The organism is Halobacillus sp. ABA4_118 (assembly GCF_056160205.1).
Genome location: NZ_JBSWWS010000001.1, coordinates 2304783 through 2329610, shown reverse-complemented (window position 1 = coordinate 2329610; position 24828 = coordinate 2304783). Strand labels below are relative to the sequence as shown.

Genomic DNA, 24828 nt, shown 5'->3' with positions numbered 1-24828 from the left:
TTCAAATAGTGAGTGATTACTCACTTTTATTATACATACTGAAGAAGCTGGAAAGATAGAAGGAAAATAAAAAAGCAGCCCTGAAAACAGGCTGCCTGACTATAAACCGAATTTATTGTCGATTTTCCGTTGATACTTCTGAAAAGCCGAGGATTCACTCCATTTTCGCTTTTCCATGAGAATGTCGAACCGGATCTGCTTTTCAGTGATCTTCTTTTTGTAGTGCGCCGATAACTGAGGGTCTTTGATTTCCGCGAGAATATCCTCAAGCTCACTGATTTCCTTTTTGAGCACCATTTCCTCCGGCAGCATGTTGGCATTTTTCAAGATCCGATAGCTGTTCCTTACTTCCTCCGGGAGGTGTGCGAATTCGTCTTTGGGAAGGGGTTTCCCGTGACCGGGCAGATGATCGAAATCCCCATCTTTCAAGGCCTGCTTGATTTTCTCTTCAACAAGATGTGCATAATCCACCGTCAACGCCTCTGTTCCACTGATTTTTCCGCATACAGCCGCATCGCATTCATCTCCTGGTCTTTTACCGGCTCGTATGCATAGGTGATCTTCCTCGATTCCTTCGGCTGGGCGATCTGGGCATAGACTTCACCAGAAAGAGAAAGACCAGCCTCTGCCGCTTCTTCCACAGATTGAGAATAGACGACCGTCTGAATACCGGAAAAATAAATGGCCGTCAGACACATCGAACAAGGTTCACCACTGGCATAAAGGACACAATCACTTAAATCGACCGAACCTCTTTGCTGCTGGGCCCGTCTTATCGCCAGCATTTCAGCATGGCCGCTCACATCAGGATGTTTGTGCAGTTCATTGACCCCTTCGGCTATTACCTCCCCGGCAGAAACCAGAACAGCTCCAAAGGGATGACCGCCCGCTTCTACATTTTCACAGGCGATTTCCAGTGCACGTTTGGAAAATGAATTCATAGCGTTCCTCCTAAAGACGTTTTTTCAAAGACTCTTTCAACCCTTCTGCAAGAGGTTCAAGATGGATGACCTTTTCTAGAAGCTCTTTATTACCCCTGTCGTGGTAGCGAAGCTGATTCACATCATCCACCGTCACCCCGTCAGGATGAGCTTCAACAAGGCTGAGGTAATCCCCGGCCTGCACGGTTCCTTCTTTTAACACCCTCAAGTAAAAGCCGGTAAACCCTTCTTTCATGACCTGGGCGGGGAAATCATCAATTCCATGGGTACGGGCGATGATATAACAAGGTTTGCGCGGCTCAGAAATTTGAAGAAGAGCTTCCCCCATCTGGAAGATGTCTCCAATATGAACCTCTTCCTCCGACACGCCTTCCACGGTTATATTTTCACCAAAAGAAGGGAAAGCAAACGACTGACCATAGTGCTCTTCCCAATGTCTGTAATGCTGGGCGGGATAAAGACAGACCGCCTTATCTCTCCCTCCATGGTTCTTTTTATCAGCCTGCTCGTCCCCTTCAAAGTTCCAATACGATAAAAAAGCTGGTGTGGAAACCGGCTTTTTGCGATACGCACTCTCTAATTCACCTTTATTCGTCTCATACGTTTCCGGCCGGCCGACATTTAAAGATAAGAGCTTATACTTCATAAAACTCCCCTTCCCTGTACTTTTGGATCCACGCCGGCAGGTAATCGTACTGCCACGCATCCATCGGGTAATCAACAAACACATCCTCACCGTTTTCATAGAGCGCCTGAATCAGTTCATTCATACTGGTGAAATAAAAGGAATACAAAAACTCATAACTAAACGGCTCCTTCGGCATGGCATGATCAGCGCACACCTGGGGGTCGCTGTAATTCAAGTACGTACGGCACGGAATCGGACGTACTTCATAAGCCATACAAAGCTGGGTTTCCGGATCAAGCATCGGACAAGGCAGATTCAAACGCTTGTAGGCCAGTTTCGTATCCGGGTCTTCATAATCCATAGCGAGGGCTTCCTGAAGCTTTTTCTCCTGGGCAGGGAAGTAACTCTCCCAATGGTCAAATATCCTTTGTCTGCGCTCAGCAGAAAACTGCTCGATGGACCGGAAAAGCAGCTTCGCTTCCAATTTCGTCAGGACAATTGGAAAATAACAGCAGAACGCACACCCCATAAAACAATTCGGTTTCATCGAAGCGAAATCCTCCATACGCTCAATTTCATGGTCCACTTCAGATAAAAGCCGTTCAAATCCTTCGAGAATCACAGCCTCTGTCTCTTTTTCACTATCAAGCAGATCATCTACAATCTGGTCAAAAAATCCCGGGTCCACTTCGTACGATTGGTTGATACGCTCTGACTTTTTAATAATATCTTCATGTTTCAAAAATCTCATTTTCAAACTCCTCTATCTATCCATAGTCTTATTATACATGTCACAGAGACTTTCCTACTATAAGCAGAGTCCACGAATTTCCTGTTGTTTAACCCCCATAAAACTCCTATGATATGAGAAGACATATAAGAGAATCTGTCATCTTTGGAGGTACGTCTAAATGTTATCAAATGCTGAAATCGGTATCGACCTCGGTACTGCAAACATACTTATCTATTCCAAGTCTAAAGGAATTCTGCTGAACGAGCCATCTGTCGTTGCTTACAATACTGAAACCAAGAACGTTGTTGCTGTCGGAAAAGAAGCGAAAGAAATGGTAGGAAAGACCCCTCGGAACATCATTCCTGTCCGCCCGCTTCGCGACGGTGTTATTGCCGACTATGACATGACGGCACAAATGTTGAAAGAGCTGTTGAAAAAAGTTTCCAAAAAATCAGGAATATCTATGCGCAAACCAACAGTCGTTATCTGTACGCCATCCGGATCCACGTCTGTGGAACGCCGTGCCATTCACAATGCTGTCAAAAGCTACGGCGCCAAGCATGTACACCTGATCGAAGAGCCGATTGCTGCAGCGATCGGCGCGGACCTGCCCGTAGATGAACCGATTGCAAACGTTGTCGTCGACATCGGCGGTGGAACGAGTGAGGTTGCGATTATTTCCTTCGGCGGCGTCGTTTCCTGCAAATCCATCCGTACAGGTGGAGATGTGATGGATGAGGAAATCATCCAATACGTACGCAAAGCCTACAATGTCCTGATCGGTGAACGGACCGCAGAACAGATTAAAATGGAAATCGGCTATGCCTTGATCGATCATCCGGAAGAAACGATGGAAGTCCGCGGCCGTGACATGGTCACAGGGCTGCCGAAAACCATCGAATTGAAATCAACGGAAATCCAGCAGGCTCTGAAAGAATCGCTCGATCAGCTTCTGGAAACCATCCGCGCCACCCTCGAGGAATGCCCGCCGGAATTGAGCGGCGACATTGTCGATCACGGTGTCATCCTTACAGGAGGCGGATCGCTCCTGAACGGCATGCAGGAATGGCTGTCCAACGAAATTTCCGTTCCCGTACACATGGCCCCAAGCCCGCTCGAATCCGTAGCCATCGGAACCGGCCGCTCCCTCAAAATGATCCAGAAACTACAAAAAGCCAGTAAGTAACCCAGAAATGCGGAAGTGCCCCGATAGTCCCGACAAGCATAAGACAAGCAGCGCAGTGGAGTGATCTTCCTCCACGGAGGTGATTGACTTATGACCTCGAGGGACTGGGCACTGCAGCTGGACATCGCAGAAATGCGGAAGTGCCCTGGTAGTCCCGACAAGCATAAGACAAGCAGCGCAGTGGAATGATCTTCCTCCACGGAGGTGATTGACTTATGACCTCGAGGGACTGGGCACTGCAGCTGGACATCGCAGAAATGCGGCGCCATCCCATTCAAAACCCTATATCCCGAGAGCGGGAACCTGCCAAGCCTTCCGATCAAACCCCGGGAGGCTTGGTTTTTATCCGCGTAATTAAAGGACTCTCCCCCGTTCATGTCGAAATAAGGCAGTAAGGAATATCCGTTACTTTTCACTTTCCATGAATTGAAAGGTTTTAAAATTTCCTATAAGGTTAAAAAAGTGGATAGAACATGTGAAAAGGAGACTAACGAATGAAACTATCAACAATATTAAAATGGGTGACCGGAGGATGTGAGGCACTTCTTGCTATTCCATTCATCGGGGGATTATTTGTAGTCGGAAGCGGATGGAACGCCCTTCTCTTTATGTTTGTGGCGCACTTGATTACTCTGATCTTTGCCGTACGGGACAATCGGACTTATGCAGGCAGTGTACTCGGGTTAATCACAAGTGCCCTTGCGTGGATTCCTGTTCTCGGCTGGATCCTGCACTCCGTTACCGCCATTTTCCTATTAATAGACGCCGGACGAGCGACCAGTTTAGATAAAAAAGCATAACTAAAGGGGGCATTCAATGTTTACTATTATTTGTTTTTTCAGAGTCGAACAGCGAAATATAGACAAGTTTTTGAAAATCACCAAAAAGTCTGGAGAAATCCTTGAAAATCACGGGACCCTTGAGCACAACATTTATTTTGCCCGCGAGTTAACAGGACGACAAGGTTCCATGGGGCTGCTGAACCTGGTGGAAATGGAAGAGAATGAGGAACTATTCCTCGGCCAATCGGTTTTTGAAAGTGAAGAGCACTATCATAATGTTATGAAAGAAGTCGGTTTTGATGATATGATCCACTATCTGGATGGGAACATCAAGGATATTGTAGAAATGAACCGTGTCGTTACATCAAGCTTTACAACAGAACGCGTTGCAGAAACCAATTAATCACGGAGGTGCAGATCGATGAGAATCGTTGTATTAGGTGCAGGTGCTCTCGGCGCCTATTTTGGGGCGCGCTGGGAGGAAGCTGGTCATGAAGTGATCAACCTCGTCCGGGAAGGCCGTGCAGAACAGCTGGAGAAGAATGGTTTGCAAATACATAGCGAAATGGGCAGCTATGAGTCGGACACTCCCATCATCGCCAGAAGTCCAGAGGAAATCCACGAGCCTGATTTGGTGTTTCTTGCGGTTAAGGGATATCACCTCCACGGGACGATGGACTGGCTGAAGGCCCTTGTCCAAAAAGGAGCCAAAGTATTTCCAGTCCTCAATGGTATGGAACACATCAGCATCCTCCAGAAAGAGCTGGGGGAAGAAGCAGTCCTCGGCGGGCTTTCTTATATCATAGCCACCCTGGATGATGCCGGACATGTCGTCCATACAAGTGAATTCCATGATTTAGTATTCGGTCCTCTTCATCCATCCCAACAGGCCGTCTGTGAAGAGCTGGCTCTTGCCTGCAATCAGGCAAATATGACCGGGACATTAAGTCCGAACATCCTTGAGGATATGTGGAAAAAGTACATGTTCATTACAGCTTTTTCAGGAATTACAACGGCTGTCAATCAACCCATCGGTGTTGTCCGCAGCTTTCCACAAACCCTGCGTATTGCCGAGCGTATGCTTTCAGAGATGAAAGAACTGGCAAATGCCCATAAAATTAACCTGACAGAGGAACACGTTCAAAATGGCTTCGAAAAACTGCGCAGCCTTGGAGAAGATATGACGTCTTCCATGCACCAGGATCGCAGGAAAGGCCTGCCTTTGGAAGTAGAGCACCTGCACGGAGGCGCACTGCGTCTCGGCAGTGAAGTCAATCTGTCCCTCCCCTGCATCGAAACGGTTTTCGGAATGATCAAACCCTATGAAACGTTCCAGCAATAACAAATACCGCAGCGGACACCTGCCAGGTGCCTGCTGCGGTATTTTATTTCGCATAATCTTGGACTTCCGGACGCTTGCCGTACTGAAGTTCCCGGATGGACAACCCAAAATCCATCTGCAGGTGAGGATAATCCTTGAAGTTTTCCCAGTCCCCTCCCCACGTGAATCCAAGATCCTTAGCTATATCTACAACTTCCATCCACTCCGATTCCCCGTTGTCATTTCCGTCATAATTCATATCCCAGACGACACGCCCGTCTTTCGTTTCAATGGCAAAGTCGATGGCAAGACCGTAATTATGATAAGATTCCCCGCCTTCTGCATAGGTTACAATTCTGCCATCTTCGGACCTTCCCTGCTCATAGAGAGCATCCTGCTCCCCGACTGAGCGGTGACCATCTGTAATGACGACAGCAATCCCTTTCTCTTCGGCACGGTTGACAAGTTTTTCTTTATTCTCCTGAACAACAGGATGAAGGGTGTCAGGAATTGGCACATCCTCTTTCTTCAAAAAGGAAGGCCCCGCTTCATTTTCAATATATGGAATCACATAAAAGAACAAAAGACCGATTCCGATGATCCCAATAAGGAACTTCAGAAAGTTTACTAGAATCCGCACACATGTCTCTCCTCTTTCTCTTTAACTAGAGAATACCACAAACCCTTCCCCACCGAAACGAATCACACTCTGCCAATGTTTTGCATAAACAAAGCAGACGAAGACAGGAAAAACTCTTTTCGAATTTATGAGGAGCAATGATATAATAACAGGAGATTCGACACAGGCCGGGAGAAGGATGTACATGAAACGACTACTAAGAAAACCAAAGCGCACACTCTATGAATTGTTGATGGTCGGCCTTGCCGCTCTGTCCATTGCCACCATATGGCAGCAGACAGGCTACAACAGTGTCATAGTCTGGTCCACGTGGTCGATTTTTTTCCTCGACTTTCTTTATCGTTTGATAACCAGTGAAAAGAAGTGGGAGTTCATCAAGAAAAACCCCTTCATCGTTATAGCGGCTGTTCCTCTGGATGCAGTCTTCCAAGTGGCGCGGGTCGCCCGGATTCTCCACCTGCTCCGCCTGAAATCCATGACAAAGTACTATACCATGCCTTTTATCCGCTTTCTAAAGCGCCAGCATCTTTCAGGAGTCCTTGGAATCACCTTCCTTCTTATCTTCCTGCTGATTATCCCTCTAAACTTGTACGAACAGGAGCTGGAAACCTACGCAGATGCGATGCAGAGCGCTGTCCTCTCCCTCACTTTTTTCGGAAGATCCGGATTTGAACCAGAGACAGCTGCCGGTCATATCATCATTGTCATCTTCACCACCCTCGGCGTCATCATTCACGGATTAATCATCAGCACCGCTGTCGATTACATCATGCAGATTCCATTTATCCAAAACATCAAACAGAAGTTCACCAGCAAATAAACCGTGGGCACCCGCTCGTTCCTGTCCGCGGGCATTTGCCGTCTATGGCACGATCCACATAAACAGCTTGCGTCGGACAGGCACAACTTCATTAAACCTCTATCTAAAAAGGGAAGGTCTTCTATTTCACAGGAGAGCTTCCCTTTTTGTCCTTCAAAGCGGAAAATCTACAAGTTGAAGAGTCAAGTGTGTCATAGGCGTTTAAGGAATGGTAGAAAAAGGAATAGATAAGCAGAATACAATCATCGATGGAGGTGGACAGCTGTATGGCTGAAAAGAACAAAAAACAGAACAACCGTCTGGCAGAGGATGATCAAAGCTTCAAGGAAAAGCTGGAGAAAGAAAAATTGCTGGATAATGTCCCCGACGAAGAAATGCGTCAAAAACTCGCTCACGACGAAAAGAAACACAAAAAATCCAAGAACGATTCACTTACGGAAGAAGAATTCGATGAGGACATGAAGCCTGATCAGAAGGACTAGGTTTATTTTTCAATAAGCTGGGGAAAGCTTATCTATGTACCGACGCCGCCGTTCAATCGTAAATCAATTAAACATCATGGTAGACGATACTCAAAACGATATTTGACATACATTAACTTCTAATCTATACTAGGTATTGATGCTCGTTAAAGAGCAATTCGGAAAAAGAAAGAGTGATTTGTATGAGACTGGCATTCTGCTACGTTTTGATACGACTTAATCACACTGGATCAGCTTCGGAGCTGTAAGGATGCAATAGAGGTAGGGATTGCGTCGTTTAAGTTGCTTAAAAACTACCATGTAGAATTAAACAACCGCGGCAATACCGTGGATCAATCTATCCACGAAGACTTGTTTATCTAACACAAGGTGAAAAACTTCAGATATTTTCCGAAAGTACAAAAGCGCACCGAGGGTATTCCCCGGTGCGCTTTTTCCATAGGAGTGACGTTTAATCCTTTTCTCTCATGGTAATATAGCCATAGAGGGAAGGAGTTTTGATGATGACCGACTACTTAAGCCGTATAGAGCCTGAAGAAGTACGCTTCTTTATGGATGTTACAGAATTCAAATCGATCGTTTTGGAAATGCTCGGTGAAGCACGGCACGTTTTGCAGGTGGAAGTGAGCTATGAGATTGTAGAAAATCCCGGCGCATCTTCTTTGATTCGTCCCATGATCCAATTGACGGAAATCAGCCGCTTTACAGAAGAAGACCGGCATAAAGTCTTACAATCCGGTTTCTCCATTGATCGTGAGCCTTTTGTTAACGGGGACTATGCGATGGAACAAATTTTCGGAACCGAATATACAATCGCTCATGCCGAAGAAGATGATGACGGGGCTTTTTTCACCATAGAAATGCCTTATCGATATTATTCTGCATTGGCAAATCCATAAAAAAAGTGCCGTCTATAGACGGCACCTTCAGCTTGTATAGAAACCCCCGTTTCTTTACAAGCTTTTTTCTTTCTTACCGCCAGGAGCGAAAGCCCCTTCCCTTTCCGGGGACGAGCGCCCGAGCTTCCTCGCAACACCCACGCTCGGCGATCTCGGACCACTCGTTCATCCGCAGGAGTGGAAGGGGCACCGCTCCTTGGGAGTTCTTTAACATCGAAAAAGACTCTCCTTCACCCAGCTCGCCCTTGCTGGATGGAGAACAGTCTTTTCCGTATTCCGTCAGGCAGCCATCATCAGCGCCTTTTCTTCCCCATTTTCTTTTCCACGCAACCGGCAATAGCGCAGCCCCTGCCGTTCTTTTGAATCTGCTTCGGGCACACTCTCTCTCCTCTATAACCTAATGTCGGCACGAGGAGCGTTCGGTGGTGATGCCTGCGGGAACAGCACGGACCGAAGATCCACTTGGGCAGGCGATCTTCCTGACCAAGTCAGCTGAGGGCGTGCCCGCGTCATTCAGCCACCGAGAAGCGGAATGTGACCCTTTACACGACAAATAGACAACTCGAACTGGTTAACACAGGCTTTTTCTACAGCCAAAAGGTGCCGTCTAAAGACGGCACCTTTTGGCTTGTCAGCCTTTTATTCGTGAATATGCTTGACTCTTCCAACCTGTCCATCCTGCAGACGCACTTTAATGCCGTGCGGATGAGACGGAGATTTAGTAAGAATGTCCTTCACTTTCCCTCTTGTCAGCTTTCCTGTCCGCTGATCCTGTTTCAAAACGATATCCACTTCTGCTCCAGTCTGGATATCACTGCGTTTTTCTCCACTCATCGAAATCCTTCCTTCCATCTGACCATTATCCATTTATCTTACCACAGGCCTTGGAAAGAAAACATAGCAAAAGCACCCGGATCCGGGTGCTTTTCACTGATCAGCTGGAATAATTGAATTGATTCTGAATGGTCCCTTTTTCCGTATGAATGATGGCCGACGTCCCTTTGTTCTGGGCAATCTCCTTCGCACGATCGATCGCATCCTGCTTGTTCTCGTAGATTTTCGTCGGTTGTTCGGCTCCTTCTGCTTTGACAGCCCAGCCGTCCTCATGAGGAACAACGTGTTCTGCCTGGTTCTTAGATTCAGCCACAATGAATTCCTCCTTTAACTAATGTATAAAAACAATATCCTGTTTCCACCCATTTTAAACATAAAATTCCATTTTAAAAAGATTGTTTCCTCTGAATGGTCCCGTCCTTCTTATGAATAATCACCTGCGTCCCTTTATTTTCAGCGATTTCTTCTGCCCGGTTGACTGCTTCTTGTTTGGTTTCATAAACATTGGACGGCTTTTCTGCATCCTCCGCTTTGACAGCCCAGCCCTGCTTGTGAGAAAGGACATGTTCGCCTTTGTCCATCAATTCCGGACGCGCTTGCGACTCTCCATCCTCTCCCTTTTCTCTGCTCCTCAGTGCCTTGTCACTCATCTGCTTTACTTCTTTCCGTTCTTCCTCGTCCGCATGACTGCTCCATTCCTTCGCCTGTTCAATGGCAATCGGAAGGGCTCTTCCTTCCTCATACCCTTCGTCCAGCATAGCATTGGCGATATCTATGGCCTTTTTCCGGACCGTTGTATCCAAATTCTTCAATGAACTTGGATAATCGTCGTTATCCCACGGCATCCTTGATCCCTCCATTTCCTTGTTTATTCCTTTATTCCCTTCCACCCCTATCCTTTAACCCTTTGCTGTAATGGATTCTTAAATTGAAAGCGGCCTTAAAATAGGCTACGATAAGAGGTAAGGATTTTTTCAGCCTTACGACAAAACTCAAGGAATAAAGGAGGTTATTGTATGGATTGGTCCCTGCATCCCTTAGGTGATCAGGCGGTTTTGATTGAATTCGGAAACGAAATCAGTGAAGAAATCAATCAGACTGTGCAGGCGGCAGCAAGCAGCCTCGACGAATGGCAGCCGGAATGGATGATCGAGTACATTCCCGCTTTTACGACGGTGACACTTTTTTATGATCCTCTTTACATAGCCAATCATAAAACCTCACAGAACCAGCTCCCCTACGATTGGGTTCACCATCAGGTGTCTCAATTTTTGTCCACTTTAACAATCAAGGCATCCGGGTCGGCCCGGACGGTTGAAATCCCTGTCTGTTACGGTGGCGAGCTCGGTCCGGATCTGGCTTATGTGGCTGAGAAGAATGGGTTGACAGAAGAAGAAGTCATTGAAAGACATATGAACGGAGACTACTTGGTTTATATGATCGGTTTTGCACCCGGTTTCCCCTATATCGGCGGTATGGACCCAGCCATTGCAACACCCAGGAGGAAAGATCCTCGTTTGAAGATCCCATCCGGTACGGTCGGGATTGCCGGCGCCCAGACAGGCGTCTACCCTTTGGAAACACCCGGAGGATGGCAGTTGATCGGTCGAACACCATCGAAGATGTTTGATCCATCAAACGAAGAATCTCCCACTCTTCTACAGGCTGGAGACCGGATCCAATTTAAAAGGATTACCCAAAAAGAGTATGAAAACCTGAAGGAGGGCGGAGAATGATACATGTATTGAAACCCGGACTCCTTACGACTATTCAGGACTTTGGCAGGTACGGACATCAAAAGCACGGCGTCATTGCCAGTGGAGTGATGGATCAGGAAGCTTACCGGATTGCCAATCTTCTGGTCGGCAATGAACAGCACGCCCCTGTTCTTGAAGTTACGTTAATGGGTCCTGTACTGGAATTCCAGCAGGACGTCTGCCTGTCCATCTGCGGCGGCGATCTGACTCCAATGGTTAACGGAGAACGTGTAGGGACATGGAAACCTCTTTACATAAAACAAGGCAGTGAACTTCGTTTTGGAAAACCAAAGACCGGATTTCGTGCCTATTTGGCTGTGGCAGGCGGATTTGATATCCCTATTACAATGAACAGCGCGTCGACTTACATCCGCGCCGGCATCGGCGGACATCAAGGACGACCGCTCGAGAAAGGGGATGTTCTTGAACCTTCTCCTTTTTCTCCCTTCTCCAAGCGTGTGATGGAGCAGCTGAAATCAGACGCCGGCGACTCCAGCTTCCACGAGGCTTCCTGGTACGTCGGACATGACTTCAACCACAATGGATATACAAAGGATCCTATCCGGATTATGCCGGGGCGGGAATATGATTGGTTTGATGAAGAAAGCCAGGGCCGCTTGACGAGTGAGACATTCAACATTGACTCCAAATCGGACCGGATGGGCTATCGGTTGACCGGATGCCGGTTATCAGCCGTGGAAGAACGTGACCTTCTCTCAGAGGCTGTAACCTTCGGGACGATCCAGGTTCCGGCCGAGGGAAACCCGATTATTCTTCTCGCAGACCGTCAGACGACCGGCGGCTACCCAAAAATCGCTCAAGTCGCTTCTGTCGACCTTCCAAGGCTGGCGCAGATGCGTCCTGGAGAATCTTTTTCGTTTACGATGATCACCCATGAGGAAGCTCAGCGCTTGTATCTGCAGCAGGAGAAGGATATTAAGCTGTTAGCGCGGGGCATTGAAATGAAATTAAAATAAGGGGGAATACGCATGTACGTTGTTGATTTGAACTGTGATATGGGAGAAAGCTTCGGGTCCTACACAATCGGACGGGACGAAGAAATGATGAACTATGTGACTTCCGTGAATATCGCCTGCGGCTATCACGCTGGTGATCCATCCATTATGAAGAAAACCGTACGCATGGCCATCCAGTATGGTGTAGGAATCGGTGCACACCCGGGCCTTCCGGATCTGGCTGGTTTCGGCCGCCGACCAATGGAGATTTCACCAGAGGAAGCGTATGATATGGTCGTTTACCAGGTCGGTGCGCTTCAAGGGTTTGTCCAGGCGGAAGGCGGGCAGCTCCAGCATGTCAAACCACACGGCGCCCTTTTCAACATGGCCGCTAAAAACCGCCCGCTGGCTGACGCTGTTGCCAAAGCAGTTCATGACGTGGATGCTTCACTCATCCTGTTTGGGCTGGCTGGCAGTGAATTAATCCACGCAGGTAAAGCTGCCGGGTTGAAAACAGCAAGTGAAGTCTTTTCCGACCGTACCTATCAGGAGGATGGCTCTCTCACTTCACGCCGGGAACCGAATGCCTTGATTACCGATCATGAAGAAGCGGTTAATCAGGTGATTCGTATGGTCAAAGAAAGAAAAGTCTCAACGCTTCAAGATATCGATATCGATATCGATGCCGAAACGATTTGTATCCACGGGGACGGCGCAAGCGCTGTTGACTTCGCAAAATACATACGGGAGGCTTTCCAGGAATCAGGCATCCAGCTTGAAGCTATCGGATCGGTCTTATCACGATAAGTAGAAAGGAGAACAACATGAAACAACAATCGACCAGAAGTCTCCTCTTAGGGGCCGCTTTCCTTATGGCGACCTCCGCCATCGGTCCGGGATTTCTAACACAAACGACACACTTTACCGAACAGCTTGCTGCGAGTTTCGGTTTTGTCATCCTCATATCCATCATCATTGATATTGGTGCGCAGTTGAACATCTGGCGGATCATCGCCGTTTCGGAAAAACCGGCACAGGATATAGCGAACAGCCTCCTGCCGGGTCTCGGCGTTTTCTTATCCATTCTCATTGTAGCCGGAGGTCTCGCTTTTAATATCGGTAACATTGCCGGTGCCGGACTGGGGACCAATGTCCTCTTCGGCATCTCCCCTGAGATGGGTGCTCTGTTCAGCGGTATTGTAGCCGTCGCCGTCTTCCTCGTTCGGGAAGCTGGAAAGGTGATGGACCGGTTCGCTCAAATTGCCGGTTTTATCATGATCGCTCTTACCATCTTTGTTATGTTCTCAGCCAACCCGCCTATCGGGGAGGCGGCTGCCAAAACATTCGCCCCGGATACGATTGATTTCCTGGCGATTATCACGCTTGTCGGTGGAACCGTCGGTGGATATATCACGTTCGCAGGGGGCCACCGCCTTCTTGACGCCGGTGTAAAGGGACAGGAATCTCTGGGGCAGGTAACGAAAAGCTCCGTATCGGCGATCGGAATCGCTTCCGTTATGAGGATTTTCCTTTTCCTCGCTTCTCTTGGAGTGGTCGCTTCCGGTGTCACCCTCGATCCATCCAACCCGCCGGCCTCTGTATTCCAGGCCGCAGCAGGAAATGTCGGATATAAGATTTTCGGAATTATCATGTGGGCGGCCGCTGTTACATCAGTAGTCGGTGCCGCTTATACGTCCGTATCCTTCATCCGTACATTCAGTAAAACCATCGAGAAGTACCACAAGTGGTTCATCGTCGGGTTTATTGTCATTTCCACCACGGTCTTTGTTTCCATCGGGAAACCTGTCAAAGTTCTGATTCTTGTCGGGTCTTTGAATGGTCTGATCCTTCCGATTGCTCTCGGGGTCATGCTTGTGGCCGCCTATAAAACAAAAATCGTCGGCGATTACAAACATCCGCTCTGGCTTACGATCTTCGGAGCCCTCATTGTCATTGCAATGGCTTATATGGGCGGTGTATCCTTGATTCAAGGTATTCCACAGCTTTTTGAATAAATAGAAAAACGGGCGGTCCACTGGGTTCCGCCCGTTCTTTGTAACCAGCTGCCGGTTGGGAAGCGGCATCAAAAAAAGAAAAGGAGAGGATGTTATGAGCGAACGTGAAACGTGGGCAAACGTAGATGAATACGTCATCGACCGGCTGATTCCTGAGGATGAGGCAATGGCTTCCATTACAGACTTGAATGAAAAAGAAGGCCTGCCTTCCATCGGTGTCTCCGCTGCGCAGGGAAAAATGCTCTACCTTTATGTCAAAATGAAAGCAGCCCGCAGAGTGTTGGAAATTGGAACGCTTGGCGGATACAGCTCAATCTGGATGGCCAAAGCACTGCCGGAAAATGGAGTGCTCACCACTCTTGAGTTTAACCCAAAGCATGCCGAAACGGCTTCCATCAATATGGAAAACGCTGGTGTGAAGGATAAAATCTCCATTCACGTCGGGCCTGCTCTCGAGACGCTCCCTATGCTCGAGAATGACGAACCCTTCGACTTTATTTTCATCGATGCCGATAAGGAGAACAATCCCCACTATATCGAACACGTATTGAAACTGTCCAAACCAGGAACAACCATCCTGGTCGACAACGTCATTCGGAACGGTAAAATCCTCGAGGAAAACAGCGAGTCCCAAAGTATCCAAGGAATCCGGCAGATGTTCGACCTTCTCCACAATCATCCGCGTCTGGAGAGCACCGTCTTCCAGACAGTTGGAAACAAAGGGTATGACGGTTTCCTACTTGCGGTGGTCGAATCATAACGGACTTTCTCCTAACTATAAAACCTGAAAGATGATCGATTGACAGCGGTCATCCTTCAGGTTTTTTTCGTTTCACCAGCAAACAGTTTAGGAAAAGCGCAGGTGGATCACTGTCCGGTCGTCAATCGGAAGCTGGTGCTTCTCTAAATAGGAAGTAAGATCGCTGATATAGGAGCGGATCCCCTCCTGCTTCATTCGTCTGCATGTCTCTTCCAAAGAAAGTTCAGGATGGAATAAACCGTCACTTACAAGCCATAGATCCTCGAGCCCTTCAACTGGATAGGAGCCTGAATCCAGATGGGTCATCACCTCCGGCATACCGTTGGCTACCGTATAACCTCCTGGTGTGTTAGCCAGGCCCCGGTTATACTGAAGCTTATGTAGAAGCACGTCATAATACGGCTCTTCCTTGACCTGCAGTCCATTTCCTCTGTCTTTCTCTCTTTTCGATTTTGCACGGGCGCTGATTCCTGCGACGGTATCTGTCGTGAGGACATGAACAGCCCCCTTTTTATCACCGGCCATAATCATGCAATCTCCCAGATGAGCATAGTGGAAATGCCTGTGTTCCAATTTAATCGCAGCGACACACGTCGACCACCGCTCCTCTCCTCTGGACGTATCCACTCCGGCAGAAACCATCTCTTCAAACAAACGGGTGTTGGCTTCCTCCACTGTTCTTTTCAAGGAAGCATCACCGTCCATGTTCTGCATGTGTTCCCTGAAACGATGGGCTGCAAGATAGGCGCCGTTATGACCATCCTCATCTTCAAACGAAACAAGTGGCGTAGCTCCATCAAACACGCCGAAAACACCGGCGGCCTCATGAAGAACATAGGCATCTTCGCTTTCTTTTTTGGCGGGACTTTTCAACTGGACAGCTTCTACCTGATACTTCATAGGTCCACCGTTTGTTTGACCCAGTCTTTTTTAAGCATGCCGTAGACCACATGATCTGTATACTCATCATAGAGGAGGGCGGCGCTGCGGATGAGTCCTTCCTCTACAAAACCGAGACGCTCAGGGACAGCCCTGCTTTTTTCATTTTGCTCCGCCGCACGGATCTCGATCCGGTTCATCCCAAGCGTATAAAAGGCATAATCGAATAATACCCGGCAGGCGCGTGTCAACAGACCTTTCCCTTTAAATTCCTCTCCCATCCAGTAACCGATGCTGGTCCTTTTGTTGTTGTAATCCAGTTCGTGGAAATCAACGATACCGGCGATCCGCCCTTCCCAAAGGATACAGACCGTCCAGCCGTTATGTTCCGCATATCTCTTTAGGCTGCTTTGGATAAACCCCCGGGTATCCTCCACCGTCTTCGTGAAATCAATCCACGGAAGCCACGTTCGAAGGTGATCCCTGGATTGGTCCGATAATTGAAAGAGTTCTTCAGCGTCTTCGTGTCCAATTAATTTCAATGACAACTGATCATCAACTGTATAGGTAAACAAGATAAAAGCCCCCTTTATTTCTGCGTGTCCTGTGTATTCGACAAGTTTCCAATTGATTCCTCCCTGTCCTTGGATCAGCTTCAAAAAAGGGACCGATTCTCAGAGGCACCTTTGAAGATCGGGGAAAATAGAAAAGCTGCCGGGGATTTCCCGACAGGCTTAAACCGGCATTATGGCTTAAGTACAAGCTTTCCTTTCGTTTTTCTCCCCTGCATCAGTTCATGGACTTTGGCTGCTTCCTCCAATGAATACACACCGCCTACCGTCAAATTTACATCGCCGGTATTCACTAGTTCCAATAAATGGTGAAGGCTTCGTTTGAACATTTCCGGTTTCTTCATAATCTGCGGAAGGAAGAAACCGATGACGGATAAGTTTCGGTTCATCAAGCCGGAAGGATACATTTTTGCCGGATCTCCACTGGCTACCCCATACACGACTACACGACCGAACGACCGCATACACTTCACCGTTTCGTGGAAAATGTCTCCTCCTGCCATTTCCAAAGCAACATCGACCCCGCGTCCGCCCGTCATTTCAAGAACATCGTCCCGCCAGTTTTCCTTCGTATAGTCCACCGCTTCATCGGCTCCAAGTTCAAGAGCCAGCTGCCGCTTCTCCTCTGTACTTGCCGTTGCAATGACTTTCCCTGCACCAAACTGTTTCGCCAGCTGCACCGCAAGCGATCCTACCCCTCCTGCTGCTGCATGAACAAGCACCGTTTCTCCGTGCTCCATCCGTCCCATCGTCGTTAAAATGTGATAAGCAGTCAGTCCCTGTAGAGGAATGGCCACAGCCGTTTCATCGTCCACCTCTTCAGGAATCGGAATGAGGGAGACAGCCTTCGCTTTCGCATACTCCGCATACCCACCGGATTCAATCAAAGTCACGACACGGTCCCCTTCGTGCACATCCTGGACGTCAGATCCAACAGCCTCCACAACCCCGGCCACTTCAGCACCAGGGATAAATGGGAGAGGTGTCGGAACCACATAGGCCCCCTCTCTACGGGCCGTATCGGCATAGTTGACACCAACAGCCGATACTTTGACCAGCACTTCATCCTCAGCCAGGGACGGCTTTTCAATGTCCACTTTTTCAAGGACGGATGGACTTCCATATTCTTTAAATTGAATAGCTTTCATCATTCTTCCCTCACTTCCCTGTAAACTGTGGTTTCCGCTTTTCCTTAAATGCAGCCACACCTTCTTTATGATCCATTGTTTCCACCATCATCGTTTGAGAAATCCGTTCCTGCTCCAGGATAGCGGCAAGGTCGGATTGATCGGCTTGATCCACAATTTTCTTCATCATACCGATGGCCCTCCCCGGCCCTTTAGCCAGACGAAGCGCATAATCCATCGCTGTCTCTTCCAGCTCACCAGCTGGAATCACCCTGTTGACGAGGCCCCACTCTGATGCTGTCTCGACTGGAATCGGTTCGGCAGTAAACAGCAGCTCTTTCGTCCGGTAGGGACCGATGAGACGGGAAAGGAAATAGTGACCGCCGCCATCGGATATCAAGCCGACCTGCGCAAAGCTCAAAACAAACCGACTTTCTTCAGCTGCCAGAATCTGATCACAGGCAAGAGCGAGGTTGAACCCTGCTCCGGCCGCATACCCATGGACGACCGCTACGACCGGCTTCGGTACATCTTTGATCTTCAGAATCAGTTTATTCAACTCACCGACATGATCATACAAATGCTGGGCCGAAGCTTCGCCCATGCTTTTCACATCGCCTCCTGCCGAAAAAGACCGCCCTGCTCCGGAAAGCGTAATCACTTTCACTTCCTCATTCCTGGAGGCCTCTTCCAAAGCTTCCATCAAACCACCGATCATTTGGTCAGAAAAAGCGTTCAGACTTTCCGGACGGTTCAGTACACAGGACATGACGGGTCCATTGATATCCACAGCTACATGCTCATTTCCTAATTTCATCTTCATCTCTCCTTTTAAACTTTATAGTGACCGGATTCTACCATTTGTTCAGCAAGGCGGCGGTTCCGATCCAGGCTTCCTTCAAAGGAATACACACTCAACAGGGCTGCAGCACTCCTCAATGCCTTCGTCCGTTCTTCTCCTTTAAGGAGAGAAGAAAACAAGCGGCTCACAGACAGGCGGACATTTTCAATGGACCTCTCAATGACGGTCTCAGCCAGCTGCAGGTGAAGACTTGAGGTTCCACTGCCTTTTTTGGCACGAAGAACGGTAGATTCGGAGCGGTAGATTTCAATGGCTATGTCTGCCAGTTCCATCAATATTTCCTGTTCCTCTTTCATAGCGGATCCATGAATTTTATAGGCAGCTCCAGCGGAAACGAGATATAAATCTTTACACAAAGCGACCGCCTCTTCGAGCTTCGGCACAGGACCCTGCTCCCGTTTGTAACCACCTGTTTTCAGGGATTCATCGGCTTGTTTCACTAAGGTATGTGTATCTATTTCCGCTTTTCCGGCTGTTTGGAAAAAGGCACCCGGGATGAGGAGACGATTAATTTCGTTGGTTCCTTCAAAAATGCGGTTGATGCGCGCATCACGATAAGCCTGTTCAACCGGATATTCCTTGATGAACCCTGCCCCTCCGTGAAGCTGAACCGCTTCATCGACGACACGATCCAGTGTTTCAGATCCGACAATCTTGCAGATGGCTGCTTCCATACGATGCTCGTTCATCGCTTTGGACACAGCTTGTTTGTCTTCTGTATCATAGTGGTCCGCGAGTGCTGATTCAATATGCCCCGCTGTCCGGTACATGACCGATTCAGCCGCATATAAGTCCGCGGCCATCCAAGCCAGTTTCTGCTTACTTGCCCTGAAATCTGTGATCGCTTTTCCAAACTGCCGACGCTCGGAAGCATGACCAAGAGCGAGCTGAAAGCTGTACTTTGCCGCACCAAGTGTAGCAAACCCTAAATTAAACCGACCGAGATTCAACACATTCAACGCAATCAAATGCCCCCGGCCGACGTCCCCCAGAAGATTCTCCACCGGGACCTGACAGTCTTCCATTACAACTGAGCAGGTGGAGGATCCTTTGATTCCCATTTTGTCTTCTTCCGGGCCGATCGACAGCCCTGGAAAATCCTTTTCTACGATAAAAGCTGTAAAATGCTCTCCATCCACTTTCGCGTACACGATGAACGTATCGGAAAACGCAGCATTCGTTATATAGATTTTCGTTCCATTAAGCACATAATGCGATCCGGTGTCATTCATGACAGCTGTCGTTTTTGCGGATAAAGCGTCCGATCCTGCTTCCGGTTCTGTCAGGCAGTAGGCACCTATAAAAGCTCCAGAGGCAAGTTTCGGCAGGTATTTCTTCTTCTGTTCCTCCGAACCGAAGTAAGTAATGGGCAGAGTGGCGATACACGTATGATTGGAATGGGCCACACTGTAGCCGCCGGCGCTCCCCAGCGCTTCTCCCACGATGCCTTTGCTGATTTTATCAAGCCCGAGACCACCGTACGTTTCCGGAATGCTGTGAGCCAGGAGCCCCAGCTCCCCTGCTTTTTTCATCTTCCGGTCAACGAAGTCATAATCGCCCCGTTCGATGCGTTCCCTATATGGACGCACCTCTCCTTCAATAAACTGCCGGGCGGTCCGGCCGATCATCCGGTGCTCTTCCGTCTGATCTTCCGGGGTGAAAACCGCCTCCGGATCAATATCGGAAGTGAGGAATCGACCACCTTTCCATTCATCTTTAACTGGATGCATAATACCTCTCCTTCACTTGTCCTGTTATTTTGTCGTAAGCAAGAACCGCTTCAACCACTCCTTCCTGTGCAGCGAAGTCGATTTCCACAGGATCGAGACCATGTTTCATTAACCAGTTTCCAATCCGGCAGGAACGAAGCAATTCCCGGCCCTCACCACCGCCCTTATAAAAATGCAGGGATGTTAACGCCCCATCTGAAAGCTCCCAATGTCCATCCTGCTGCATATGATGGACAAGACTTCCAGCTCCATAAAAATCCTCCATTGTAAACAAACCGCTTGATCCAGAGCAGATGATCACAATCGTTTCCCCGCCGTGAGATTCGTTCAGATGCTTGGCTGTTGCCGGGTTGTTGAGCAGCGATGAGGCATAAAGATCTGCCGCTTGTTGAGCCTTGTGAAGCGCGACCGTACCATTCGTAGTTGTCAAAATCAGATGTTTACCCGCAACAAATGGTTTCAGCTGATTTCGTAAAGGCGGATAAAACCCCTCAATCGTCCGCCCTTGATCCTCGCCGGCAAGAAGAAAGGGCTGGTCAAATGCCTCGGCTGTTTTCCGAGCTTGCTCAGGACTGTAAACAGGGAGCACAGACAACGCCCCATCAGCAATCGCGGCCGTCATTGTCGACGTTGCAAAAAGCACGTCAAAAACCACAGCTGTTTTCCCGGCCAGCTTTTCAGGCTGGATGTCTTCCTTTTTGAAAATGACTTCGATTTTCCCCATACCTACAACCCTGCCGTTTCTTCCGCATGATGAATCAAGTTATTGACAAAATGATTCATTTGAGCAAATCTTGGATCCTCTGTCTGACCATTTTTATACCGGAAGTAAATCTGCTGGATAATTCCAGCCAGCTTAAAGTAAGCAAATGTCAAATAAACATGGATGTCGTCGACATTCCGGCCGCTTCTTAAAGAGTAAGCGTTTACAAACTCATCCCTTGTAAAAAAGCCATCCTTTACTGTGACCGGCGGTCTGCCCAGCCCTTCCTGCAGCATCGGTGGATCATCGGATTGGATCCAATAGCTGAGCGCTGCTCCCAGGTCTGCAAGCGGATCTCCGACCGTTGTCATTTCCCAGTCAAACAGCCCGACCATTTCAGCATGGTTCTGCCTGCTGAACATGGCATTGTTCAACTTGTAATCATAATGAATGACAGAAGCTCCCCCGGATAAAGGGATATGATCCAAGAGCCACTTCTTCAACCGTTCACCTGAAACAACATCGTCCGTCCGCGAACGGTCGTACCGTTTGATCCATCCGTGTACTTGACGCTCCATAAATCCATCAGGCTTCACCATATGGACGAGTTCTGTTTTCGAATAATCCACAGCATGAAGTTCGGCAAGCTTGTCCACCATCGTCTGTGAAACCCGCCGTCCGAGCTCCGCATTTCCTTCTACTCCTTCTGGAAACTGTTTATCATAGACGATTCCTTCTCTGCGTTCCATTATGAAAAAAGGGGCTCCGAGCAGATCACCAGATTCAAAGAGAAAAGGTCTCGGAGCCAGTGGATAAACTGGATGCAGCGCCTGGAGCACGTTGTATTCCCGCTCCATATCGTGGGCCTTTGGAGCAACCGGCCCAAGCGGCGGACGCCTCAGCACAACCTTCCAGTCTTCTCCCGCAGAAAGCTCATACGTTAAGTTGGAGTGTCCGGCGCCGAACTGTCTGATGGTAAGCTCCTCGCCCGGCATGTTCAAACGTTCTTTCAAAAAGGGAATCAATATCTTATAATCCAGCTCTTCACCTTTACGCACTGCCTGCGTATCTTTCGTTTCGGCCATCCGACCCCTCCTATTTCACAACAGGCTTATGCTCCTCCAGACGCTGTCTCATTTCGTCTGTAAATGGCAGACTTCTCTGTTTTTCAAAATCGAACTGCACGATGACTGAACTTCCCTCAGCCACGACTTCCTGTGAATCTTTCTCCACCATCTCCTGTATCAGATGAAAACTGGAGTTTCCGATTTTCGCTACGCTGCTCTTTATGATCAGTGTCTGATTGAAGTACACCTGCTTAAGAAAGTCACATTTAGCAGAAGCCAGAATAAAATTCCACTCCTCCCCGACAAGCTTCAGTTCTTTGAAAAATCGAATGCGGGAATCTTCCATGTAAACAAAAAAATTGCTGTTGTTCACATGACCGAGCATATCCGTCTCACAAAATCGTACCGTTACTTCTATCTCGTGCATGCCCTACTCCTCCTACTGATTCACCTTCGTTTCATACGTATAAAAGCCCTTCCCTGTCTTCCGGCCCAGTTCACCCGCTTCCACTTTCTCCGTCATCGTTCTTGGTGGAAGGTTTGCAGGATCGCCGGTTTCGTTGTACTGCTGCTGCATCACATAACAACCGACGTCGATGCCTGACAAGTCCATGAGCTCGAAAGGACCAATCGGATGACTCAATGCCTTGCGGGTGATTTTATCAATATCCTTGAAGTCCGCGTATCCACCTTCATACAGGCTCACCGCCTCTTTCTGGATCGCAAAAAGAATGCGGTTGGCGATAAATCCTGATATCTCTTTTTCCAGTAAAACAGCCGTACGGTTCAACGCCCGGCAGACGTCCATAGCCGATCCTGCCGTCTCCTGTGATGTATGCTCCCCTTTGACCACTTCCACACAGTCCATAACGAGGGGAGGGTAAAAGAAGTGCATGTTGCAGACCTTATCCGGACGTGAAACCACATCAGCGATTAATGAACTGACCATTGTAGAAGAGTTGGTAGCCAGCACGGTATGAGAAGGGACAATCTCATCAAGCTGGGCAAATACTTCCCGCTTCACATCCAGCTTTTCCACAACGGCTTCGATAACAAGGTCAGCCTCCCCCGCCGCTTCCCGCAAGTCGGTCGTAAAGGAAAGACGCTCAAAGGCTTCCGCTTTTTCCTGTTGAGAAATTTTGTCCTTGTTCACCCATTTCGCCATGATCTGCTCCAGCTTGTCCTTCGCTTGTCCTAAAGCATCGGGACGGACATCCTGCACGTACGTATCGAAACCGGCAAGGGCTGACAGCATAGCGATTTGATGTCCCATACTCCCCGATCCAATTACTGTGATCTGTTTCATCTCCATGCGATTCCTCCTCTATAAACTTGACACGCATCCCTTTTATCGGATGGGCGTCTGTCCTTTACAAAACAGCTCTTCTCAGCACGAAGCATGCATTCCGCCATCAACGACGAGCACATCCCCTGTCACATAATCAGACGCACGGGAAGCCAGGAAAAGAGCCGCTCCTTTCAAATCCTCTTCGGACCCGAAACGGTTGAGAGGGGTGCGGTCCAGAATGAATTCTCCTCCCTGTTCCAGTAGTCCTTTCGACATTTTGGTAGGGAAAAATCCAGGAGCCAGGGCATTCACTTGAATATTGTGGGCTCCCCACTTTACAGCAAGGTCTTTCGTGAAGGTGATCACAGCCCCTTTACTCGCGTTATATCCGATCGTATCCATGAATCTGGGATCTGCCCCGCCAAGTCCCGCTACAGAAGCGATATTAATAATCTTGCCTGACTTTTGATTCACCATGACCTCTCCGACCTTCTGAGACATTAAGAACGTCCCTGTCACGTTGACATTCATTACTTTTTGGAAGGCTTCAAGCGGCATTTCCAACGTTGGCGCCCCCCAGCTTGCCCCGCTGTTATTGACGAGAATATCGATGGTGCCGAACTTTTCCACCGTTTTTTGAACAACATGCTCGATGTCTTCGACGTTTGTTACATCACAACCATAAGCGGCAGTCTTGACTCCGTATTCTGCTTCAAGCTGCCGGGCGGTTTCCTCACATGCCTCTCGTTTCCGGGAGCAAAGGACAAGATCCGCCCCTGCCTCTGCAAATCCTTCGGCCATCTGTTTTCCAAGCCCTCGTCCCCCACCGGTTACGAGCGCCGTCTTCCCCGATAGATCGAACAACTCCTTCACATGCATCAGCTCACTCCTTAATAGTACAGGTATGTAACATACCAAACGGTTAGTATGTTTTCATTCTACTCCCATTATTCTGAAAATTCAACCAGAAAATGAATGAACATTCACCTTTCATACGTGTGCATGAGAAGGGGGCTGTCTCTTTTATATAGAAGAAAAAACTAAAAGAATGCCAGTGTACGCTGGCATTCTTTAAACGGAAGGTCTTCCTTGTATATGCAGGCTGTAGCTGCCGTTTTCCTTCCGCTGTCCTATACCTTATGCATCCGCCTCTTCCCACGGATTGGCCATTGTCCTATATCAGGCTCTAACAGGACGGAAGCACAGCCCTTTTTTCCAGTCCGGAATAGACTATAAGAGATCGAATAGAAAGGAGGATACTGCCTTTGAAACACGATTCTTGCAGTTGCTGCTCCGTGACAAGGACGGTGGCAGCCATCATAAAAGCCCAGAAAATAGTAGCCGGTCGTCACTCTGAAACCAGCTGCCGCACATCCATCGCAGCTCTGCGCGGTGATCAGCAGCATCGACAAGGAAATACGACCATTCCGTTTATGTTGTACTGCAGAGATGGACAACGCTTCTGTGGTAATGGGATCAAAGAAAAGGAGGGCAGCTATATATGCTTTACATCTTGCATATTCAAAGCGGTCAGACTCTCCCCCGACCACTCCTGTGCTGTTCTGGAGCTGCTGATTCAACACGAAAGTCCTTCCTGTCACAGCTCTTCCCACTCCTATACAGCATCCGGAACATGTATGACAGTCGACCTTTCATGCTTCAGCTCGATCCGATGTTTAGGAACCACTACTCCAAGGAAAACATGGTAGACGTGGATGAATAGATCGGCACCAGTCCGGAAAGTTGTTTTATTTCCTTATTCAGCCGCCTAAAGATGGAAAATATAAGGGATACCTTATATAATAAAAGTATCTATGATGCTCTCCGGATTTTATGAGAGGCTCAA

General features: G+C 48.4%; 32 protein-coding genes. 14 read left to right on the top strand and 18 right to left on the bottom strand.

Annotation, left to right across the window (positions count from 1 at the left end):
• Nucleotides 1-99 precede the first annotated feature (99 nt).
• From ACXAGL_RS11530 to ACXAGL_RS11515, 4 genes are read right to left on the bottom strand one after another with little or no spacing between them, the layout of a single operon-like run.
• A complete protein-coding gene (locus ACXAGL_RS11530) occupies nt 100-471 on the bottom strand; it encodes a DnaJ family domain-containing protein (protein WP_474991223.1) in 372 nt (123 codons plus the stop codon).
• 2 nt (nt 472-473) lie between these two features.
• Nucleotides 474-941, bottom strand: coding sequence for a nucleoside deaminase (locus tag ACXAGL_RS11525; RefSeq protein WP_474991222.1), 468 nt, complete (start codon nt 939-941; stop codon nt 474-476).
• Nucleotides 942-951: 10 nt separating this feature from the next.
• Nucleotides 952-1587, bottom strand: a complete 636-nt coding sequence (locus tag ACXAGL_RS11520) for an MOSC domain-containing protein (RefSeq protein WP_474991221.1) — start codon at nt 1585-1587, stop codon at nt 952-954.
• Nucleotides 1577-2320, bottom strand: coding sequence for a YkgJ family cysteine cluster protein (locus tag ACXAGL_RS11515; RefSeq protein ID WP_474991220.1), 744 nt, complete (start codon nt 2318-2320; stop codon nt 1577-1579). Before ACXAGL_RS11515 ends, ACXAGL_RS11520 begins: the two co-directional genes overlap by 11 nt.
• Nucleotides 2321-2480: 160 nt before the next feature.
• Between ACXAGL_RS11515 and mreBH the strand changes: the two genes are divergently transcribed.
• The 4 genes from mreBH to ACXAGL_RS11495 all read left to right on the top strand — a co-directional run bounded on the left by mreBH (nt 2481) and on the right by ACXAGL_RS11495 (nt 5612).
• Nucleotides 2481-3488: a rod-share determining protein MreBH gene (gene mreBH / locus ACXAGL_RS11510; RefSeq protein WP_027956173.1), complete on the top strand. Its 1008-nt coding sequence runs from the start codon at nt 2481-2483 to the stop codon at nt 3486-3488.
• Between the two features lie 494 nt (nt 3489-3982).
• Nucleotides 3983-4288 (top strand): hypothetical protein, encoded by a 306-nt coding sequence (locus tag ACXAGL_RS11505; protein ID WP_474967582.1) that lies wholly within the window; start codon nt 3983-3985, stop codon nt 4286-4288.
• A gap of 16 nt (nt 4289-4304) precedes the next feature.
• Nucleotides 4305-4673: a DUF1428 family protein gene (locus ACXAGL_RS11500; protein WP_206934166.1), complete on the top strand. Its 369-nt coding sequence runs from the start codon at nt 4305-4307 to the stop codon at nt 4671-4673.
• 18 nt (nt 4674-4691) lie between these two features.
• Nucleotides 4692-5612, top strand: a complete 921-nt coding sequence (locus ACXAGL_RS11495; RefSeq protein ID WP_474967581.1) for a ketopantoate reductase family protein — start codon at nt 4692-4694, stop codon at nt 5610-5612.
• Nucleotides 5613-5655: 43 nt separating this feature from the next.
• Here ACXAGL_RS11495 and ACXAGL_RS11490 read toward each other — a convergent pair whose 3' ends face one another.
• Nucleotides 5656-6231 (bottom strand): M15 family metallopeptidase, encoded by a 576-nt coding sequence (locus ACXAGL_RS11490; protein ID WP_474991219.1) that lies wholly within the window; start codon nt 6229-6231, stop codon nt 5656-5658.
• 184 nt (nt 6232-6415) lie between these two features.
• On the opposite strand from ACXAGL_RS11490, the gene ACXAGL_RS11485 reads away from it, so the two are divergent.
• The 4 genes from ACXAGL_RS11485 to ACXAGL_RS11470 all read left to right on the top strand — a co-directional run bounded on the left by ACXAGL_RS11485 (nt 6416) and on the right by ACXAGL_RS11470 (nt 8989).
• Nucleotides 6416-7051 (top strand): hypothetical protein, encoded by a 636-nt coding sequence (locus ACXAGL_RS11485; protein WP_474991218.1) that lies wholly within the window; start codon nt 6416-6418, stop codon nt 7049-7051.
• Nucleotides 7052-7317: 266 nt separating this feature from the next.
• Nucleotides 7318-7533 (top strand): hypothetical protein, encoded by a 216-nt coding sequence (locus tag ACXAGL_RS11480; RefSeq protein WP_474991217.1) that lies wholly within the window; start codon nt 7318-7320, stop codon nt 7531-7533.
• Between the two features lie 503 nt (nt 7534-8036).
• Nucleotides 8037-8432 (top strand): hypothetical protein, encoded by a 396-nt coding sequence (locus ACXAGL_RS11475; RefSeq protein ID WP_474991216.1) that lies wholly within the window; start codon nt 8037-8039, stop codon nt 8430-8432.
• A gap of 422 nt (nt 8433-8854) precedes the next feature.
• Entirely contained in the window at nt 8855-8989 is a 135-nt protein-coding gene (locus ACXAGL_RS11470; protein WP_474991215.1) for a hypothetical protein, read from the top strand.
• An 82-nt stretch (nt 8990-9071) separates the two neighbouring features.
• Here the strand turns inward: ACXAGL_RS11470 and ACXAGL_RS11465 are convergent, their stop codons facing one another.
• The 3 genes from ACXAGL_RS11465 to ACXAGL_RS11455 form a co-directional block, all read right to left on the bottom strand.
• A complete protein-coding gene (locus tag ACXAGL_RS11465; protein WP_474971957.1) occupies nt 9072-9266 on the bottom strand; it encodes a YwbE family protein in 195 nt (64 codons plus the stop codon).
• Between the two features lie 100 nt (nt 9267-9366).
• Nucleotides 9367-9579, bottom strand: a complete 213-nt coding sequence (locus tag ACXAGL_RS11460) for a DUF2188 domain-containing protein (protein WP_474967573.1) — start codon at nt 9577-9579, stop codon at nt 9367-9369.
• A 73-nt stretch (nt 9580-9652) separates the two neighbouring features.
• Complete coding sequence (locus tag ACXAGL_RS11455) at nt 9653-10111, bottom strand: DUF2188 domain-containing protein (protein ID WP_474971958.1); 459 nt, start codon at nt 10109-10111, stop codon at nt 9653-9655.
• A gap of 171 nt (nt 10112-10282) precedes the next feature.
• On the opposite strand from ACXAGL_RS11455, the gene pxpB reads away from it, so the two are divergent.
• From pxpB to ACXAGL_RS11430, 5 genes are all read left to right on the top strand, one after another.
• Nucleotides 10283-11002, top strand: coding sequence for a 5-oxoprolinase subunit PxpB (gene pxpB, locus ACXAGL_RS11450; RefSeq protein ID WP_474971959.1), 720 nt, complete (start codon nt 10283-10285; stop codon nt 11000-11002).
• Nucleotides 10999-12000 carry a 5-oxoprolinase subunit C family protein gene (locus ACXAGL_RS11445; RefSeq protein WP_474967570.1) on the top strand — a complete coding sequence of 334 codons (1002 nt, stop codon included), beginning with the start codon at nt 10999-11001 and terminating at the stop codon, nt 11998-12000. Before pxpB ends, ACXAGL_RS11445 begins: the two co-directional genes overlap by 4 nt.
• Nucleotides 12001-12012: 12 nt before the next feature.
• The gene (locus ACXAGL_RS11440; protein ID WP_474967569.1) at nt 12013-12786 is read left to right on the top strand and encodes a LamB/YcsF family protein; all 774 of its coding nucleotides are present in this window, start codon (nt 12013-12015) and stop codon (nt 12784-12786) included.
• 17 nt (nt 12787-12803) lie between these two features.
• Nucleotides 12804-13994 (top strand): NRAMP family divalent metal transporter, encoded by a 1191-nt coding sequence (locus ACXAGL_RS11435; RefSeq protein ID WP_474967568.1) that lies wholly within the window; start codon nt 12804-12806, stop codon nt 13992-13994.
• Nucleotides 13995-14088: 94 nt separating this feature from the next.
• Nucleotides 14089-14754 (top strand): O-methyltransferase, encoded by a 666-nt coding sequence (locus ACXAGL_RS11430; protein WP_474967567.1) that lies wholly within the window; start codon nt 14089-14091, stop codon nt 14752-14754.
• 87 nt (nt 14755-14841) lie between these two features.
• On the opposite strand, the gene ACXAGL_RS11425 is transcribed toward ACXAGL_RS11430, so the two are convergent.
• The 10 genes from ACXAGL_RS11425 to ACXAGL_RS11380 form a co-directional block, all read right to left on the bottom strand.
• Nucleotides 14842-15654 carry a protein phosphatase 2C domain-containing protein gene (locus ACXAGL_RS11425; RefSeq protein WP_474967566.1) on the bottom strand — a complete coding sequence of 271 codons (813 nt, stop codon included), beginning with the start codon at nt 15652-15654 and terminating at the stop codon, nt 14842-14844.
• Nucleotides 15651-16208: a GNAT family N-acetyltransferase gene (locus tag ACXAGL_RS11420; protein WP_474967565.1), complete on the bottom strand. Its 558-nt coding sequence runs from the start codon at nt 16206-16208 to the stop codon at nt 15651-15653. The genes ACXAGL_RS11425 and ACXAGL_RS11420 overlap by 4 nt, the downstream gene beginning before the upstream one ends.
• Nucleotides 16209-16378: 170 nt before the next feature.
• Nucleotides 16379-17353 (bottom strand): quinone oxidoreductase family protein, encoded by a 975-nt coding sequence (locus ACXAGL_RS11415; RefSeq protein ID WP_474967564.1) that lies wholly within the window; start codon nt 17351-17353, stop codon nt 16379-16381.
• 10 nt (nt 17354-17363) lie between these two features.
• A complete protein-coding gene (locus ACXAGL_RS11410; RefSeq protein WP_474967563.1) occupies nt 17364-18149 on the bottom strand; it encodes an enoyl-CoA hydratase/isomerase family protein in 786 nt (261 codons plus the stop codon).
• A gap of 14 nt (nt 18150-18163) precedes the next feature.
• On the bottom strand, nt 18164-19924 hold the full coding sequence (locus tag ACXAGL_RS11405) for an acyl-CoA dehydrogenase family protein (protein ID WP_474967562.1): 1761 nt from the start codon (nt 19922-19924) through the stop codon (nt 18164-18166).
• Nucleotides 19911-20648: a 2-phosphosulfolactate phosphatase gene (locus ACXAGL_RS11400; RefSeq protein WP_474967561.1), complete on the bottom strand. Its 738-nt coding sequence runs from the start codon at nt 20646-20648 to the stop codon at nt 19911-19913. The genes ACXAGL_RS11405 and ACXAGL_RS11400 overlap by 14 nt, the downstream gene beginning before the upstream one ends.
• Before the next feature lie 2 nt (nt 20649-20650).
• A complete protein-coding gene (locus ACXAGL_RS11395) occupies nt 20651-21712 on the bottom strand; it encodes a phosphotransferase family protein (protein WP_474967560.1) in 1062 nt (353 codons plus the stop codon).
• A 10-nt stretch (nt 21713-21722) separates the two neighbouring features.
• Nucleotides 21723-22121 (bottom strand): acyl-CoA thioesterase, encoded by a 399-nt coding sequence (locus ACXAGL_RS11390; RefSeq protein WP_474967559.1) that lies wholly within the window; start codon nt 22119-22121, stop codon nt 21723-21725.
• A 12-nt stretch (nt 22122-22133) separates the two neighbouring features.
• A complete protein-coding gene (locus ACXAGL_RS11385) occupies nt 22134-23006 on the bottom strand; it encodes a 3-hydroxyacyl-CoA dehydrogenase family protein (protein WP_474991214.1) in 873 nt (290 codons plus the stop codon).
• Between the two features lie 75 nt (nt 23007-23081).
• Nucleotides 23082-23861 carry an SDR family oxidoreductase gene (locus ACXAGL_RS11380; RefSeq protein ID WP_474971966.1) on the bottom strand — a complete coding sequence of 260 codons (780 nt, stop codon included), beginning with the start codon at nt 23859-23861 and terminating at the stop codon, nt 23082-23084.
• A gap of 416 nt (nt 23862-24277) precedes the next feature.
• Here ACXAGL_RS11380 and ACXAGL_RS11375 point away from each other — a divergent pair, with 416 nt between their 5' ends.
• Nucleotides 24278-24691 carry a CotY/CotZ family spore coat protein gene (locus ACXAGL_RS11375; protein ID WP_474992367.1) on the top strand — a complete coding sequence of 138 codons (414 nt, stop codon included), beginning with the start codon at nt 24278-24280 and terminating at the stop codon, nt 24689-24691.
• The last annotated feature ends 137 nt before the right edge of the window (nt 24692-24828 follow it).